Consider the following 15305-nt stretch of genomic DNA (forward strand, 5'->3'; position numbering starts at 1 on the left):
CGGTGGATCGTTTTGTCTGCCGGGGCGCCGCCCTGACCGTGCCGCGTTAGTGTCCTTGCCATGGAACAGCGCATCAGCCTGGTCACGCTGGGAGTCTCCGACGTGGCGCGCTCCCGTGCCTTCTACGAGGCCCTGGGCTGGCGGGGCCAGGAGGTCGAGGAGACCGTCTTCTTCCAGGCGGGCGGGCTGGCCCTGGTGCTGTGGGGCCGCGACAAGCTGGCGCTGGACTGCGGGCTGACCGACGGCGCGGCCGGCCCGGCGGGCGGCTTCGGCGGGATCGCGCTGGCCCACAACGTGCGCTCCGACGCCGAGGTCGACGAGCTGCTCGCGGCCGCGGCACGGGCCGGGGCAACCGTCACCAAGCCCGCGGCCACCAATGCCGTCGGCTTCTACTCCGGGGCCTTCGTCGACCCCGACGGCCACGCGTGGGAGATCGCGCACAACCCCGGGTTCCCGCTCGCCGCCGATGGTTCCCTCACGATCCCCGACTTCGGCGCGTCCTAGGCGGGCCGGTCCGCCAGGGCCACCGGGGGCTCGTCGTCCATCTCGAAGGCCAGCGGGAACGGGGCGTGACCCGCCAGGCGGAACAGGCGGACCTTGCGGTGGCGCCGCAGCGCTCTGGCCGCCCGTACGGCGTCGTTGTGGAAGCGGCGGGCCATCGGTACCCGGCGCACCGCCTCCGTCAGCTCGCGGGCCGCTTCCTCGCCCCCGGGCGCCTCCCGTACGGCCTCCACCTGCTGGGGCTCGGCGAACACGGCCCGCAGCGCCTGGCTCAGCTCGCTCTCGGCGACCTCCCGCTGCTCCTCCTCGGCCTGCCGAGCGGCATGTGCGGCCTCGTACAGGACGATCGACGCGGCCGGATCCAGCACACCGGAGGTGGCCAGTTCCTGGGCCACCGAGGCGCGGCGCAGCAGCTGCGCGTCGAGTGCGGCGCGGGCCGCGTCGATCCTGGCGTGCAGCCGGTCCAGGCGACCTGCCGTCCAGCTCAGGTAGAGGCCGATCGCCACGAGGACTACGAGGATCCAGATCAGAGTTGCGGTCACGGGCGGCACCCTAGCTCCGCCGGGTCAGCCGGGGTTCGTGCGGGGCGTCGGTGTTGCGTGCGGGGGCGCCCGTGTTGCCGTCGCCGGGGGCCGCCGCCCCCAGACCCCCGCTTCGGCCCTGAACGGGCCTCGTCCTCAAACGCCGGACGGGCTGAAAGCCGGGACCGGCGCCTGGAACAACCCGCTGCTCGCTCGCCCTCAGTCCCGTGCCAACCCCAACCGAGCCCGCAGCCCGCCGACCCCACCGCTCCCGGTCCGCTCGTCCGCGGCCACCGCCGCAGCGCCCGCCGTCACCGTCTCGTACACCGACAGGATGTCCGCCCCCACGGTCGACCAGTCGAAGCGGCGTACGTGCGCGCTCCCCCGCTTGTGCAGCTCGGCCCGGCGGACCGGGTCCTCCAGGAGGCGTACCGCCGCCTCGGCCAGGGCGTCCGCGTCCTCGTTGGTGAAGAGTTCGCCCGCCGCGCCCTGGTCGAGGACCTGGGCGAAGGCGTCCAGGTCCGAGGCGAGGACGGGGGCGCCGGCCGACATCGCCTCGACCAGGATGATCCCGAAGCTCTCACCGCCGGTGTTGGGAGCGACGTACAGGTCGACGCTGCGCAGGAAGCGGGCCTTGTCCTGGTCGCTGATCATGCCGAGGAACTCGACGCGGGAGCGGAGCTCGGCGGGCAGGGACTCCACCGCCTCCTCCTCGTCGCCGCGGCCCGCCACCAGGAGCCTGGTCTGCGGACGGGCGGCGAGGATCTTCGGCAGGGCCCTCATCAGGACCGGCAGGCCCTTGCGCGGCTCGTCGATGCGGCCGATGAAGCCGATCGTGTCGCCCTGCCAGTCGGGGTTGGGCTCGGCCTTGGCGAAGAAGTCGACATCGACGCCGTTGGGAATGGTGACCGCGTCGCCGCCGAGGTGTTCCACCAGCGTGCGACGGGCGTACTCGCTCACCGCGATCCGGGCGCTGATCTTCTCCAGGGCCGCCTGGAGGATCGAGTACGCGGCGATCATCGCCCGCGAGCGCGGGTTGGAGGTGTGGAAGGTGGCCACGATGGGGCCCTGCGCGGCCCAGCAGGCCAGCAGGCCGAGGGACGGCGACGTCGGCTCGTGGATGTGGATGACGTCGAACCGGCCGTCGTGCAGCCAGCGGCGGACCCTGGCCGCCGAGAGGAAGCCGAAGTTCAGGCGGGCGACCGAGCCGTTGTACGGGACCGGCACCGCGCGGCCCGCCGAGACGACGTACGGCGGCAGCGGGGTGTCGTCATCGGCCGGGGCCAGGACGGACACCTGGTGGCCGAGCCGGATGAAGTACTCGGCGAGGTCGCGGATGTGGAACTGGACGCCACCTGGCACGTCCCAGGAGTACGGGCAGACGATGCCGATCCTCACGGACGCTCTCCTGCCGGGCCGTCGGCCGGTCGTGGTTCCAGGTCTGCGAGCCACAAGCGCTGGAGCATGTGCCAGTCCTCCGGATGTTCGGCGATCCCCGTGGCGAAGGCGTCGGCCAGCGCCTGTGTCATGACAGACGTCTTCTCGGCCCGGGTACCTGTCTCGGGTACCTCGATCGGGGGATGCACGCGCCCCTGCATGACGGGCGACTCGTCGTACCAGAGCGTGACGGGGAGCAGCAGCGCCCCGGTCTGCTGGGCCAGCAGCGCCGGGCCGGCGGGCATCCGGGCCGTGTCGCCGAAGAACTCGACCTCGACGCCGGACGCGGACAGGTCACGGTCGGAGACCAGGCAGACCAGGCCGCCGTCGCGCAGCCTGCGGGCCAGCGTGCCGAAGGCGGTGCCGCCGCTGTGCGGAAGGACCTCCATGCCGAGGCCCTCGCGGTAGGCGACGAAGCGGTCGTACAGCGTCTCCGGCTTGAGACGCTCGGCGACCGTCGTGAACGGCGTCTCCAGCTTGGTGGTGACCCAGGCGCCGGCGAGGTCCCAGTTGGCCAGGTGCGGCAGCGCGAGTACCACGCCCTTGCCGGCGGCCAAGCCGTCGGTCACGTAGTGGACGTCCTTGACGTCCAAGCCGCTCTTGACGCGCTCGGCGCTCCAGGCCGGGAGCCGGAAGGACTCCATCCAGTAGCGCAGGTACGACCGCATGCCCGCGCGCGAGAGCTCGGCCAGGCGCTCCGGGGTCGCGTCGGGCACCACGCGCGCGTAGTTGCTCTCCAGCCGCCGGACGCCCTTGCCCCGCTGCTTCCAGGCGAGGTCGGCGATAGTGCGGCCGAGCCGTACCGCCACCGGCTCGGGGAGCTTCTTGACGGTGCCCCAGCCGAGTCCGTACAGCGCGTCCGTGAGGCGGTCCTGGGCGCTCACTTGGCGGCCTCGCTCCCCTGGGAGGCTCCCTGCGACTTGTCCTGCGCGTCCGCGGCGGCCTCCGCCTCGGCGGACTCGCGACGGACCGTGACGACCCGCTGGATCAGCGTGACGAGGCTGCCGACGGCGACGATCCACAGGGCGACGGGCAGCAGGTACTGGATGCCCGGTACCCCGAACTTGTGCAGGCCCGCCAACCCGGCCGCGACCAGCGAGATCACCAGACGCTCGGCGCGCTCGACCAGTCCGTTGACCGCGACCGGCAGCCCGATCGACTCGCCGCGCGCCTTGGTGTACGACACCACCTGGCCGCTGGCCAGGCAGAAGATCGAGACGGCGCACAGGACGAGGTCGTCGCCCCCACCGGCGTACCAGAGGATGAAGCCGCCGAAGATCGCGCCGTCGGCGACCCGGTCGAGCGTGGAGTCCAGGAAGGCACCCCAGCGGCTGGAGCGGCCGAGCTGACGGGCCATGTTGCCGTCGACGAGGTCGGAGAACACGAAGAGCGTGATCACGACCGTGCCCCAGAAGAACTCGCCCATGGGGTAGAAGACCAGCGCGCCCGCGACGACTCCAGCCGTGCCGAGGAGCGTGACCGTGTCCGGGCTGACGCCCCGCCGGATCAAAAACGCGGCGAACGGTGTGAGAACACGCGTGAAGAATGCACGCGCGTACTTGTTCAGCATGGCCTTCCCGAGGGTCGGTGTGGCGCCGCGGCCCCTGCTGGCCACCGGCTGGCCCATCGTAGCCACGCGCGCGTGCGTGCGACCGCCGGGCACTCGTACCCGGGTCCGGCGGGCAGGTCCACCGGTGCCGGATGGCGCGATCGCGTCCGCCGTATGGACGCACCGTGACGGGAGTGGAAAGCTCGAAGGACCGCGGGCGTCACCGGAGCCGCCATCGCACGCGGATCCGCATGTCCGCGCCCACAGTGACCTCACCGTGCACGGGAGGCAGGACCATGGGCGACAAGGCGAACGCACACCCCGGAGCCGCCGGCAGGGCTACAGCGGCCGACCACCCCGCGTCCGTACGGAATGTGGTACTGGTCGGCCACTCCGGATCGGGCAAGACCACCTTGGTGGAAGCCCTCGCACTCACAGCGGGGGCGGTGAACCGGGCGGGCCGCGTCGAGGACGGCGGCACCGTCTCGGACTACGACGAGATCGAGCACCGGCAGCAACGCTCGGTACAGCTCTCCCTGGTGCCGGTCGAATGGGACGGCATCAAGGTCAACCTTCTGGACACCCCCGGATACGCCGACTTCGTCGGGGAGCTCAGGGCCGGTCTGCGAGCGGCGGACGCGGCCCTTTTCGTCGTCTCGGCCTCGGACGGCGTGGACGGCTCGACCCGCATGGTGTGGGAGGAGTGCGCGGCCGTCGGCATGCCGCGCGCGATCGTCGTCACGCACCTGGAGTCCGCCCGGGCCGACTACGAGGAGATGACGCGGATCTGCGCGGAGGCCTTCGGCGGGGAGGACCCCGACGCCGTGCTCCCGCTGTATCTGCCGCTGCACGGCCCGCAGGCCCCCGACGGGCACGCGCCCGTGACCGGACTGATCGGGCTGCTGTCGCAGCAGCTGTTCGACTACGCCTCCGGGGAGCGCAAGGAGTCCGAACCGGGCGAGGACCAACTGCCGCAGATCGAGGAGGCCCGCAACCGGCTGATCGAGGGGATCATCTCCGAGTCGGAGGACGAGACCCTGATGGACCGGTACCTCGGCGGCGAGCAGGTCGACGTCAAGACGCTGATCGAGGACCTGGAGCGGGCCGTCGCGCGCGGTGCCTTCCATCCCGTCCTGGCCGCGGCACCCGCGACCGACGGCGCCCGGCAGGGGCTCGGCACCATCGAGGTGCTGGAGCTGATCACGCGCGGGTTCCCCACCCCGCTGGAGCGGGAGGCGCCCGCGGTCACCACGGTCGACGGCAAACCCCGCGCGCTGAAGGTGTGCGACCCGGACGGGCCGCTGGTCGCGGAGGTCGTGAAGACCGCGTCCGACCCGTACGTCGGCCGGATCTCGCTGGTACGGGTCTTCTCCGGCACCCTGCGCCCCGACGAGACGGTGCACGTATCCGGGCACGGCCTGGAGGACCGTGGCCACGAGGACCACGACGTCGACGAGCGCATCGGCGCCCTGTCGGCGCCGTTCGGCAAACAGCAGCGCACGCTCAGCCACTGCATCGCAGGTGACCTCGCGTGCGTGGCGAAGCTGAGCCGCGCGGAGACCGGCGACACGCTGTCGGCCAAGGACGATCCGCTCCTGATGGAGCCCTGGCAGATGCCCGACCCGCTGCTGCCGCTCGCCATCCAGGCGCACAGCAAAGCTGACGAGGACAAACTCTCGCAGGGCCTGTCCCGGCTGGTCGCCGAGGACCCGACCATGCGACTGGAACAGAACCAGGCCACCCACCAGGTCGTGCTGTGGTGTCTGGGCGAGGCTCACGCGGATGTCGCGCTGGAACGGCTGCGCAGCCGCTACGGCGTCCAGGTCGACGTCGTACCGCACATGGTCTCGCTGCGGGAGACGTTCGCGGGCAAGTCGGCGGGTCGCGGCCGGCATGTGAAGCAGTCCGGCGGGCACGGGCAGTACGCGATCTGCGAGATCGAGGTCGAGCCCCTGCCGGGCGGTTCGGGAATCGAGTTCGTGGACAAGGTCGTCGGCGGCGCGGTGCCGCGCCAGTTCATCCCCTCGGTGGAGAAGGGCGTAAGGGCCCAGGCGGCCAAGGGAGTTGCGGCCGGCCATCCGCTCGTCGACGTCCGGATCACACTGCTCGACGGCAAGGCGCACTCGGTGGACTCCTCCGACGCCGCCTTCCAGACGGCCGGCGCGCTCGCGCTGCGCGAGGCAGCTGCCGACGCGAAGATCCATCTGCTGGAGCCGGTGGCCGAGGTGTCCGTCCTGGTCGGTGACGACTACGTCGGCGCCGTGATGAGCGACCTGTCCGGGCGGCGCGGCCGTGTCCTCGGCACCGAGCAGACCAACGGCAGCCGCACGCTCATCAGGGCCGAGGTGCCCGAGATCGAGATCGGGCGGTACGCCGTCGATCTCCGCTCGCTGTCGCACGGCACGGCACGCTTCAACCGTGCGTACGCACGGCACGAACCGATGCCGGCGCAGATCGCGGAAAGGATTCGTGAAGAGGCGCGCGACGCCTCGTAGTTCACGCCGGCGCCACCAAGTGGCCTGTGCGGAACGCTCCCCTCCGCGTCGGCGGGCGGCTTCAGCCGTCCGCCGACGAATGTCGGTGGCGGAGGATACGCTGATCATTGATCAACAGGTGTGCGACGTACGGAAGTCGGGAAGGCCGCAGGAGCGACACTGCGGCGATCGGGGGCGGGAATGACCGTTGAGAGCGGTTACGCGGACATCTTCGGTCCGCAGGTGCCGCGCACGGCAGGCGAGGGCCAGACGGCGACGTTCGCGCTGGCCTCGGCGGCCTATCGGGACAATCCGTACGAGGACATCAAGAAGGCCGACAACGAATGGCACCAGACCGACATCAAGGCGGGCCGCGGCTGGGCGAGGATCTTCCGTCCCAACCTCGGTGAGGCCTTCTCGCGGGCCGTGGTCGACCGCATGCTCGGCAGCGGCCGCAAGCCCCTGATCCAGTCCTTCGGCACCGAGCCGCAGGTCGTCGTCGAGCACTGTCTGGCCGCGAACAACATCCGCAAGGCGCGCGACCGGATGCTCAGCGCCATCACCGTGATCTGCGGTGTGCTGTTCCTGCCCGGGCTCCTGGTGTGGCTGCTGGTCTTCACGCTGCGCACCACCATCGTCAAGCGGGACGAGAAGCGCGGCGGCGCCCTCGCGTCGGTGCTGCTCGTGGCGGTGGGCGCGCTCGCCGTGCTCTTCCTGCTGCGCATGCCGTTCACCGGCTTCTGGGCCTGGTATGCGCGGGCCTCGGTCCTCATGCCCGTGGTCGGATGGTTCTGGGCCAAGCAGGTGTGCGAGCGCACCGCGAGGGATCTGCGCGAGCGCTGGGACAGCCTGCTGGCCGGCAGCAGCGTCGGCGCGAAGGTGCCGGAGGCGGTGCCGACCAGCCCCACCGAGACCCAGGCCGAGCAGCTGCGCCAGTCGCTGGCGAAGCTGAGCGCCGAGCAGCAGTCCAACTCCGTGTTCTACGCCGGGCCCAAGGGGATACTCGGCATGGGCACACGCTGGGGCAGCTGGCAGCTGGCGGAGGACCTGGTGGCCGCGGACTCCACGCGGGAGATCCACCCGTTCCGCAGCTGGGACGTCATCCGCTCGATCCACGACCAGCTGCGCATGCTGGAGCGCGGTCCGCTGAACACCGGTGGTTTCCCCAAGCCTTCGATACGGCACTGGGTCGTCACGCCGATCGCGGAGGGTGCGAAGGCGGTGTCCCGCCCGGAGGGCACGGACGTCGAGGCGTACCAGGTCAAGACCCACGCGATACAGGACATCTGCAACAAGCAGCAGTTCGGCAGCGGTGACCGGCACTACCTGGGCGTCCAGTGGACGCTCTGGGACGGGCAGTTGATCATCACCATGCTGATCACGGTGACCGTGCTGCACGAGACGTTGCGCATCGAGGTGACCGGTCATGCCCTCGGTCCGGTGAACGGGCTCTTCCAGGAGAAGCCCGAGGCGCCGACCAAGGAGGTCACCAAGTCGTTCAAGCCGTGGGAGACCCGCAAGGTCAAGCTCCCCCTGGTCAACCCCGACGAGGTGGTGCGGCTGGCGGTGCGGGCCCCGATCTCCTGGTATCCGCCGCTGCTGAACTGGCTCGGCGGGACGATGGGGCTGCCCGAGCCGTTCGGCCTGCGGCACGCGTGGGCGGACCAGCCGTGGCGGCACCGGTTCATGGCCGACGACGCGCTGCGCGCGGCCACGCCGGTGCTGCGGGTGGTGCATGCCGCGGCGATCAAGGTGCTCGACGAGAACGGCGTCGACACCGACAAGTTCGGTTCACGGTCGGCGTTCCTGAGCACGGCGGTGCAGGATCCGATGCCACGGAAGGCCGACGTGTACGACGCGTAGGCCTCCGGCGGTTGAGCCGCGAGGTGGGTCTGGGTGACCGGCCCTGAGGGCTGCGCCCCCCAGACCCCCCTTCGGCCTCAACGGCCTCGCCCTCAAACGCCGGACGGGCTGGTTGATCGGCACCGTCGGCCCAGGCGTCAAGCCGCCGGCCAGGCCTCCGCCAGCATCTTCCGGGTGTCCGCCAGCAGCTGTGGCAGCACCCGCGTGTGGCCCACCACCGGCATGAAGTTCGTGTCGCCGCCCCAGCGCGGGACGATGTGCTGGTGGAGGTGGGCCGCGATGCCGGCGCCGGCGACCGTGCCCTGGTTCATGCCGATGTTGAAGCCGTGGGCCCCGGAAGCGGTCCGCAGGGCCGTCATCGCCTGCTTGGTCAGGGCGGCCAGCTCGACCGTCTCCGGCTCGGTGAGGTCGGTGTAGTCGGCGACGTGGCGGTAGGGCACGACCATCAGGTGGCCGCCGTTGTACGGGTACAGGTTGAGGACCGCGTACACCTGCTCGCCGCGCTTGACGACCAGCCCGTCCTCGTCGGATTTGGCCGGGATCGAGCAGAAGGGGCAGCCGTCGTCCGCGCCGGGACCGGTCGGCTTGTTCTCACCCTGGATGTAGGCCATCCGATGGGGCGTCCACAGGCGCTGGAACGCGTCCTGGATCCCCACTCCCCACTGCTGCTCCGGCTCACTCGTCATGCGTGCAGCATATTGCTTCGTCCGTTCGTGGCGTGTCGCCGGGGCGACGGGAGAGCGGCCACCGGCCAAGCTGAGTCAGTGGACGACGACAGCCTTTACACCCGCTGGGAGCAGCGCACCGAGATCCCTCTGTTTCTGGCATCGCTGGTCTTCCTGACCGCCTACGCGGTCCGCGTCCTGGCCGTGAGCATGCCGTCCGGCTGGCAGCGCGTGTGCGAGATCACGATGTTCTCGCTCTGGGTGTTGTTCGCCGTGGACTACGTCGTCCGCTGGCAGCTGAGCGAGCAGCGCTTCCTGCGCTTCGCCAGGACCCACTTCCTGCACACCGTGGTGGTCGTCCTGCCGCTGCTGCGGCCGCTGCGGATCGTTCCGCTCTACGACGTCATTCAGCACCGGCAGGGGGAACCCCGGCTCGCCCTGCACGCCCGCGTGATCGCCTACGCGAGCCTGGCGACCCTGCTGCTCGGCTTCGCCGGTTCCCTGGCGGTCTACCAGGCGGAACGGGGAGCGTCGGGCGCCACCATGCGGACGTTCGGGGACGCGCTGTGGTGGGCCGCAGCGACCCTCACCACGGTCGGATACGGCGACATCACCCCGGTGACCACGCGTGGCCGGTCGATCGCGATCGCGATGATGGCCGGCGGGCTGGCCCTGCTCGGCGCGGTGACGGGCTCGTTCTCCTCCTGGCTGCTCCAGGTCTTCTCCCGTGAGAGCGACAAGAGGCCCCCGGAGAGCTGAACCTCCGGGGGCCTCTTGAGCTGTCGGATCAGACCTGCGCCCGCTCCTCGACAACCTTCGCGATCTTCGCGATGGCCTCGTCGAACGGGATGCCGTTCTCCTGCGAGCCGTCGCGGTAGCGGAAGGAGACGGCGTTGTTGGCCATGTCCTCGTCGCCCGCGATGACCATGAAGGGCACCTTCTGCTTCTGGGCGTTGCGGATCTTCTTCTGCATACGGTCCGAGGAAGAGTCGACCTCGACCCGCAGGCCCTTCTTCTTGGCCGCCGCGGCGAACTTCTCCAGGTAGTCGACGTGACCGTCGCCGATCGGGATGCCGAGGGCCTGGACCGGGGCCAGCCACGCCGGGAAGGCGCCCGCGTAGTGCTCCAGGAGCACCGCGAAGAACCGCTCGATCGAGCCGAACAGCGCGCGGTGGATCATGACCGGGCGCTGCTTCGCACCGTCCGGACCGGTGTACTCCAGGTCGAAGCGCTCCGGCAGGTTGAAGTCGAGCTGGATGGTCGACATCTGCCAGGTGCGGCCGATCGCGTCCTTGGTCTGGACGGAGATCTTGGGCCCGTAGAAGGCGGCCCCACCCGGGTCCGGGACCAGGGGCAGACCCTGCTTCTCGGCGACCTGGCGCAGCGTCTCGGTCGCCTCCTCCCAGACCTCGTCCGAGCCGACGAACTTCTCCGGGTCCTTGGTGGACAGTTCCAGGTAGAAGTCGGTCAGACCGTAGTCGCGCAGCAGACCGAGGACGAAGGTGAGCGTCTTGTCGAGCTCGTCCGACATCTGCTCACGGGTGCAGTAGATGTGCGCGTCGTCCTGCGTGAAGCCACGTGCGCGGGTGAGGCCGTGCACGACGCCCGACTTCTCGTACCGGTACACGGTCCCGAACTCGAAGAGGCGCAGCGGCAGTTCACGGTAGGAACGCCCGCGCGCGTCGAAGATCAGGTTGTGCATCGGGCAGTTCATGGGCTTGAGGTAGTAATCCACGCCCTCGTCGAGCTGCATGGGCGGGTACATGCCCTCGGCGTACCAGTCCAGGTGCCCGGACGTCTCGAAGAGCTTCCCCTTCGTCGCGTGCGGGGTGTAGACGAACTCGTAGCCCTCCTCCTCGTGCCGGCGGCGCGAGTAGTCCTCCATCACGCGGCGGACGATGCCGCCCTTGGGGTGGAAGACGGCGAGGCCGGAGCCGATCTGCTCGGGGATCGAGAACAGGTCGAGTTCGTTGCCCAGCTTGCGGTGGTCGCGCTTCTCGGCCTCGGCGAGGAAGTCGAGGTAGCCCTTGAGCTCGTCCTTGGTCGGCCAGGCGGTGCCGTAGATGCGCTGGAGCATCGGGTTCTTCTCGCTGCCGCGCCAGTAGGCGGCCGCGTTGCGCATCAGCTTGAACGCCGGGATCGCGCGGGTCGACGGCAGGTGGGGACCGCGGCAGAGGTCCTTCCAGCACAGGTCGCCGGTCTTCGCGTCCAGGTTGTCGTAGATCGTCAGCTCACCGGCGCCGACCTCGACGTCCGCGCCGTCGTCGGAGGAGGCGGAGCCCTTGAGGCCGATCAGCTCCAGCTTGTAGGGCTCGGCGGCGAGCTCCTCCCGGGCGTCCTCGTCGCTCACCACGCGGCGGGCGAACTTCTGCCCCCGCTTCTGGATCTCCTGCATCTTCTTCTCGATGGCCTTGAGATCCTCGGGCGTGAACGGCTTCTCGACGTCGAAGTCGTAGTAGAAGCCGTCCTTGACCGGCGGGCCGATGCCCAGCTTGGCCTCGGGGAAGAGCTCCTGCACCGCCTGCGCCATCACGTGCGCGGTGGAGTGACGCAGGATGTTCAGACCGTCCTCGGAGGAGATCTCGACGCCCTCGACCTCTTCGCCGTCGGCGAGCACGTACGACAGGTCCTTGAGCTCGCCGCCCACGCGCGCGGCGATGATCGAGCGCTCGCCGGCGAAGAGGTCGGCGGCCGTAGTGCCCGTCGTCACCACGCGTTCTTCCCGCTCGGAATCGCGTTGGATGATCACACGGACGTCTGACACCGGTCTCTCCTGACTGAAGGTGGAATACGGCGCCATACCAGGAGCGCGCGCATTACGCGATCGTACCGACCTCGGAGGGCCGACCGCGAAACGGTCACCTTCAGTCCCGGGCGGGCATCCCTCAGTCCCCGGCGTCCTCCCCGCCGCAGGCCTCCTCGAAGAAGTCCAGATCCTCCTGGAGGGACTTCATCAGCCGGTCCCGTTCGGCCTCGTCCACCTGTACGGGTACGACGCCCGAGGCCCCGGTGATCTTGCGGAAGCCGCCTCGGCTCTCCAGGCGCCCGTGCACCCGCACCGGCAGCCCGACCAGGTGGGCGTGCCCGGCAATGCGGTACGACTCCTCGTCCAGGGTCAGCCGGATGTGCGGGATCTCGGCGCCCGCAATGACACGCAGCCTCACGGTGCCCTCCCCGCGCGTTCCCGATCGGCGCATCCGTACGACCGTGCCCGTGATCCGGACCGGCACGGAGGGTTCCTCGCGCAGGTAGCGGGCCCCGGCCTCACGCAGCACGGGCAGGTCGCCCGGCGAGAACTCGACCGGCTCGACTCCGCCCGCGCAGTCCTCGGGCACCCCGGCCGCGGGCGCCCACTCGACGGCGATGCGGGCCCCCTCCGTACCGCGGACGAGGGCGATCAGGGCCTCGGTGAGTTCGCGGCTGACGCCCGCCTCGACGGCGCCGTCGAAGGCGTCCATGCCGCCGGTGGCCCGCTGGTAGTCGATGGCCTCGCGGGCGGCGTACAGGGCCTGGTGGAGACGTACGGCGAGCGGGCGGCCCGCGCCGACGGGCACGAAGGCGGCGAGGTGGCCGCCGCCGGCCGCGGAGCCGACGAAGACGCTCTCCAGCATCGCGGCGGCCGAGCGGCGGTGCCGTGCGCCGTAGTAGCCGGCACGCGCGCGCGTGGCGAGCGCCGCGGCGAGGAGCATCTGGCGGGCGGCGGTGCGCAGTTCCTCCTCGACCGTCCAGGGCGCGGCCCCGGCCGGCCCGCTCGGCGCGTCCCGCCACCAGCGGACCTCGTCGCTGGGCACGGCGAGCCCGACCAGCACCTCGCGCGCGGCGGGCGTGCCGCTGCGGGAGAGCGCGTCAAGCGCCTCGCCGAGCAGGTCGTCGCTGTCGGGGAAGGCGCGGGACTCGGGGACGAGCAGGCTCGTGCCGTTGCCGCCCGGTCCCGGCGGGGTCCAGCGGCCGTAGCGTCCCGCCGCGCCCCCGCGCCGCTGCCAGCCGTGCCGGTGCAGCAGGGCGCTGAGGACGGCGGGGTCCACGTCGCCGGGCTCGGGGGGACGGTCCCAGGACGCGTGGACCGGGTGCGGCCTGACCGGCCGTACCGGCTCCTCCAGGGGGCGGTGTGTCATGGTCTGCCTCCCGTACCGACCCGCGTCATGATCTCGCAGAGCGCCCGGTCGTCGAAGATGCGTGAGGTCGGTATTCGCACGGTGGTGCGGCGGCGGCCGGTGATCGCGTGACCGGCGAGGTTGACCCAGTAGCAGCAGTGCCGCAGGTCGAGCCGGTCGTGACTGGCACGCAGCCAGTCGTCCTGGGTGCGCGGAACGAGCATCACGACGAGGATCTTGTGCACCGAGACCGGGGTGCGGGCGAGCTTCGCCAGGTGGTCGTTGTCGAGCGTGAAGGAGAAGAAGCGGCCGGGCGGGTTCGGCGCGATCTGGTAAGTGGCTTTGAGCTGCACCTTTATGGTGACCTCGTCGTCGACCGTGTGGCCGGGCGCGCTGTGGCTGACGTGCCAGTCGATGCCGTTGTCCGGAAATGGCTGCGACAGGGAACACCCGGCCGCCGCCGCGACGGCGTGCAGATAACCCACCTGCAGTGTCTCCATGCAGGCGGTGGTGGCGAGTGAACCGCGATGGGGGCCCGTGAGTTCGGGCAGCAGCCCGCCCCGCTCGGGCTGCGCTATCGCCATGACCAACAGCCTTCCACGCCAGGTAAATCCCCGTAGCGGGCCGCTGAACTGCAAAGACCCGCACTCCTGTTGTGTCCTCCCGGCGTACGCCGCAAACAGCCCGGGTATCACCAAACGGGCAGAAGACGGTACGTCAGCTGCCGTGGGTGAACGAGGGGTTGTGTAGGTATGGCGTGCTGGTATGAGGGCCCGCTGGCGGCATTCGACACGGAGACGACAGGCGTGGACGTCGAGACCGACCGGATCGTTTCGGCGGCCGTCGTCGTCCAGGACGCCCCGGGTACCCGGCCACGGGTGACCCAGTGGCTGGTGAACCCGGGTGTCCCGGTGCCGGAAGCGGCAACGGCGGTACACGGACTGACGGAGGAGCATCTCCAGCGCAACGGCCGCTGGCCGGCGCCGGTGATGCAGGAGATAGCCGAGGAGTTGGCCGGTCAGGCCGCGACGGCCCGGCCGATCGTGGTGATGAACGCGCCTTTCGATCTGACGCTGCTGGACCGCGAGTTGCGCCGTCATCGCGCCTCCTCGCTGGACCACTGGTTCGAGACGACGCCCTTGCTGGTGCTCGATCCGCGCGTGCTGGACAAGCATCTGGACCGCTATCGCAAGGGTCGCCGCACCCTGACCGACCTGTGTGCGCACTACGGCGTCACGCTGGACGGCGCGCACGACGCGGCGGCCGACGCACTGGCCTCACTGGAGGTCGTACGGGCGGTGGGGCGCCGCTTCGCCGCCCGCCTGGAGCGCCTGTCCCCCGCCGAGCTGCACACGCTGCAGGCGGTGTGGCACGCGGCACAGGCGCGCGGGCTGCAGGCGTGGTTCGCCCGCAGCGGCAGCGACGAGGCGGTGGACCCTGCGTGGCCACTGCGTCCGGATCTGCCGGCGGCCGCATAGGAGGAAAGGCGCACCGCATAGGAGGCACAGCGCACAAAAAAGCCGGTCCGCTGTGGCGGACCGGCCTTTCCCGGTGGGCGATACTGGGTTCGAACCAGTGACCTCTTCGGTGTGAACGAAGCGCTCTCCCACTGAGCTAATCGCCCGGGAACGGACTGAACAATACAGGTCCCCGCGCGTTTCCTTCAAACCGCTTGCTGACCACCGGCCAGGTAGGCCGTCAATCCGCGCCGCCCGGAGCGCATCATCAGCCAGTGGTTGGCACGGAAGACGGGCCGCCCGGGTACCGCGAGCCGCCGCAGCAGCGGCTTGTTCACGTCGACGACCTGCTCGTAGCGAGCCAGACTCCCCCGGCCGCGCGGGGTGACGGTCCAGCGCGCCCAGCCGTCGAGGTCGCCGGACATGGCGATCTCGAGCACCCCCGCCCCGCGGTCCTGCCGCACCTCGCGCGCGGTGAAGGTCATGTCGTACGGCAGGACGGAGCGGATCGTGATCACGCCGCTGGTGTCGTCGATCCGGGTCACCTCGCGCACCTGGGGCCACCAGCGGGGGTAGTCCTCGGCCCGTTCGAGGGCGTCGTGGACCGCGGCGGGCGGCGCGGGCAGGGCCCACAGGCTTCGGAAGCGGTAGTGGCTCCAGTCCATGGGCCGAGTCTGCCCCCGCCAGGGGGTTTCCGCCGTATCTGAGTACGTACTGAGTATGCGCACTCATGTCCTGCGGCGT

General features: G+C 70.6%; 14 protein-coding genes and 1 tRNA gene. 5 read left to right on the forward strand and 10 right to left on the reverse strand.

Going from position 1 to position 15305, the window contains the following annotated elements; all coding sequences use genetic code 11:
- Positions 1–60: 60 nt before the first annotated feature.
- A complete protein-coding gene (locus AB5J55_RS07350; protein ID WP_369269875.1) occupies positions 61–504 on the forward strand; it encodes a VOC family protein in 444 nt (147 codons plus the stop codon).
- Here the strand turns inward: AB5J55_RS07350 and AB5J55_RS07355 are convergent.
- The 4 genes from AB5J55_RS07355 to pgsA form a co-directional block, all read right to left on the reverse strand.
- Positions 501–1043 (reverse strand): hypothetical protein, encoded by a 543-nt coding sequence (locus AB5J55_RS07355; RefSeq protein WP_369269876.1) that lies wholly within the window; start codon positions 1041–1043, stop codon positions 501–503. The genes AB5J55_RS07350 and AB5J55_RS07355 overlap by 4 nt on opposite strands.
- Positions 1044–1241: 198 nt before the next feature.
- Positions 1242–2420, reverse strand: a complete 1179-nt coding sequence (locus AB5J55_RS07360; protein WP_369269877.1) for a glycosyltransferase family 4 protein — start codon at positions 2418–2420, stop codon at positions 1242–1244.
- A complete protein-coding gene (locus AB5J55_RS07365) occupies positions 2417–3343 on the reverse strand; it encodes a phosphatidylinositol mannoside acyltransferase (protein WP_369269878.1) in 927 nt (308 codons plus the stop codon). Before AB5J55_RS07365 ends, AB5J55_RS07360 begins: the two co-directional genes overlap by 4 nt.
- Positions 3340–4086, reverse strand: a complete 747-nt coding sequence (pgsA, locus tag AB5J55_RS07370) for a phosphatidylinositol phosphate synthase (RefSeq protein ID WP_369276121.1) — start codon at positions 4084–4086, stop codon at positions 3340–3342. The genes AB5J55_RS07365 and pgsA overlap by 4 nt, the downstream gene beginning before the upstream one ends.
- 218 nt (positions 4087–4304) lie before the next feature.
- On the opposite strand from pgsA, the gene AB5J55_RS07375 reads away from it, so the two are divergent.
- Both AB5J55_RS07375 and AB5J55_RS07380 read left to right on the forward strand, forming a co-directional pair.
- The gene (locus tag AB5J55_RS07375) at positions 4305–6503 is read left to right on the forward strand and encodes an elongation factor G-like protein EF-G2 (protein ID WP_369269879.1); all 2199 of its coding nucleotides are present in this window, start codon (positions 4305–4307) and stop codon (positions 6501–6503) included.
- Positions 6504–6683: 180 nt separating this feature from the next.
- Entirely contained in the window at positions 6684–8345 is a 1662-nt protein-coding gene (locus AB5J55_RS07380; RefSeq protein ID WP_369269880.1) for a hypothetical protein, read from the forward strand.
- A 137-nt stretch (positions 8346–8482) separates the two neighbouring features.
- Here AB5J55_RS07380 and AB5J55_RS07385 read toward each other — a convergent pair whose 3' ends face one another.
- A complete protein-coding gene (locus AB5J55_RS07385; protein WP_234762993.1) occupies positions 8483–9031 on the reverse strand; it encodes an HIT domain-containing protein in 549 nt (182 codons plus the stop codon).
- A 78-nt stretch (positions 9032–9109) separates the two neighbouring features.
- Here AB5J55_RS07385 and AB5J55_RS07390 point away from each other — a divergent pair, with 78 nt between their 5' ends.
- A complete protein-coding gene (locus tag AB5J55_RS07390) occupies positions 9110–9769 on the forward strand; it encodes a potassium channel family protein (protein WP_369269881.1) in 660 nt (219 codons plus the stop codon).
- A 28-nt stretch (positions 9770–9797) separates the two neighbouring features.
- Here AB5J55_RS07390 and thrS read toward each other — a convergent pair whose 3' ends face one another.
- The 3 genes from thrS to AB5J55_RS07405 form a co-directional block, all read right to left on the reverse strand.
- The gene (gene thrS, locus AB5J55_RS07395; RefSeq protein ID WP_369269882.1) at positions 9798–11774 is read right to left on the reverse strand and encodes a threonine--tRNA ligase; all 1977 of its coding nucleotides are present in this window, start codon (positions 11772–11774) and stop codon (positions 9798–9800) included.
- Between the two features lie 121 nt (positions 11775–11895).
- The gene (locus tag AB5J55_RS07400; protein WP_369269883.1) at positions 11896–13125 is read right to left on the reverse strand and encodes a hypothetical protein; all 1230 of its coding nucleotides are present in this window, start codon (positions 13123–13125) and stop codon (positions 11896–11898) included.
- On the reverse strand, positions 13122–13688 hold the full coding sequence (locus AB5J55_RS07405; protein WP_328428959.1) for a DUF4365 domain-containing protein: 567 nt from the start codon (positions 13686–13688) through the stop codon (positions 13122–13124). Before AB5J55_RS07405 ends, AB5J55_RS07400 begins: the two co-directional genes overlap by 4 nt.
- Before the next feature lie 168 nt (positions 13689–13856).
- Here AB5J55_RS07405 and AB5J55_RS07410 point away from each other — a divergent pair, with 168 nt between their 5' ends.
- Positions 13857–14582 (forward strand): 3'-5' exonuclease, encoded by a 726-nt coding sequence (locus AB5J55_RS07410; RefSeq protein WP_369269884.1) that lies wholly within the window; start codon positions 13857–13859, stop codon positions 14580–14582.
- Positions 14583–14656: 74 nt separating this feature from the next.
- Here AB5J55_RS07410 and AB5J55_RS07415 read toward each other — a convergent pair.
- Positions 14657–14728: transfer RNA gene (locus AB5J55_RS07415), tRNA-Val, on the reverse strand.
- A gap of 39 nt (positions 14729–14767) precedes the next feature.
- Positions 14768–15226, reverse strand: coding sequence for an SRPBCC family protein (locus AB5J55_RS07420; RefSeq protein WP_369269885.1), 459 nt, complete (start codon positions 15224–15226; stop codon positions 14768–14770).
- Positions 15227–15305: the final 79 nt, after the last annotated feature.

Origin of the sequence: Streptomyces sp. R11 (genome assembly GCF_041051905.1) — a bacterium.
Classification (GTDB): Bacteria; Actinomycetota; Actinomycetes; order Streptomycetales; family Streptomycetaceae; genus Streptomyces.

Excerpts from the sequence above, each read along its gene's own strand:
- AB5J55_RS07350 (WP_369269875.1), top strand. The coding sequence starts at position 61 with ATGGAACAGCGCATCAGCCTGGTCACGCTGGGAGTCTCCGACGTGGCG.
- pgsA (WP_369276121.1), bottom strand. The coding sequence starts at position 4,086 with ATGGGCCAGCCGGTGGCCAGCAGGGGCCGCGGCGCCACACCGACCCTC.
- AB5J55_RS07375 (WP_369269879.1), top strand. The coding sequence starts at position 4,305 with ATGGGCGACAAGGCGAACGCACACCCCGGAGCCGCCGGCAGGGCTACA.
- AB5J55_RS07380 (WP_369269880.1), top strand. The coding sequence starts at position 6,684 with ATGACCGTTGAGAGCGGTTACGCGGACATCTTCGGTCCGCAGGTGCCG.
- AB5J55_RS07385 (WP_234762993.1), bottom strand. The coding sequence starts at position 9,031 with ATGACGAGTGAGCCGGAGCAGCAGTGGGGAGTGGGGATCCAGGACGCG.
- AB5J55_RS07400 (WP_369269883.1), bottom strand. The coding sequence starts at position 13,125 with ATGACACACCGCCCCCTGGAGGAGCCGGTACGGCCGGTCAGGCCGCAC.
- AB5J55_RS07405 (WP_328428959.1), bottom strand. The coding sequence starts at position 13,688 with ATGGCGATAGCGCAGCCCGAGCGGGGCGGGCTGCTGCCCGAACTCACG.
- AB5J55_RS07410 (WP_369269884.1), top strand. The coding sequence starts at position 13,857 with ATGGCGTGCTGGTATGAGGGCCCGCTGGCGGCATTCGACACGGAGACG.
- AB5J55_RS07420 (WP_369269885.1), bottom strand. The coding sequence starts at position 15,226 with ATGGACTGGAGCCACTACCGCTTCCGAAGCCTGTGGGCCCTGCCCGCG.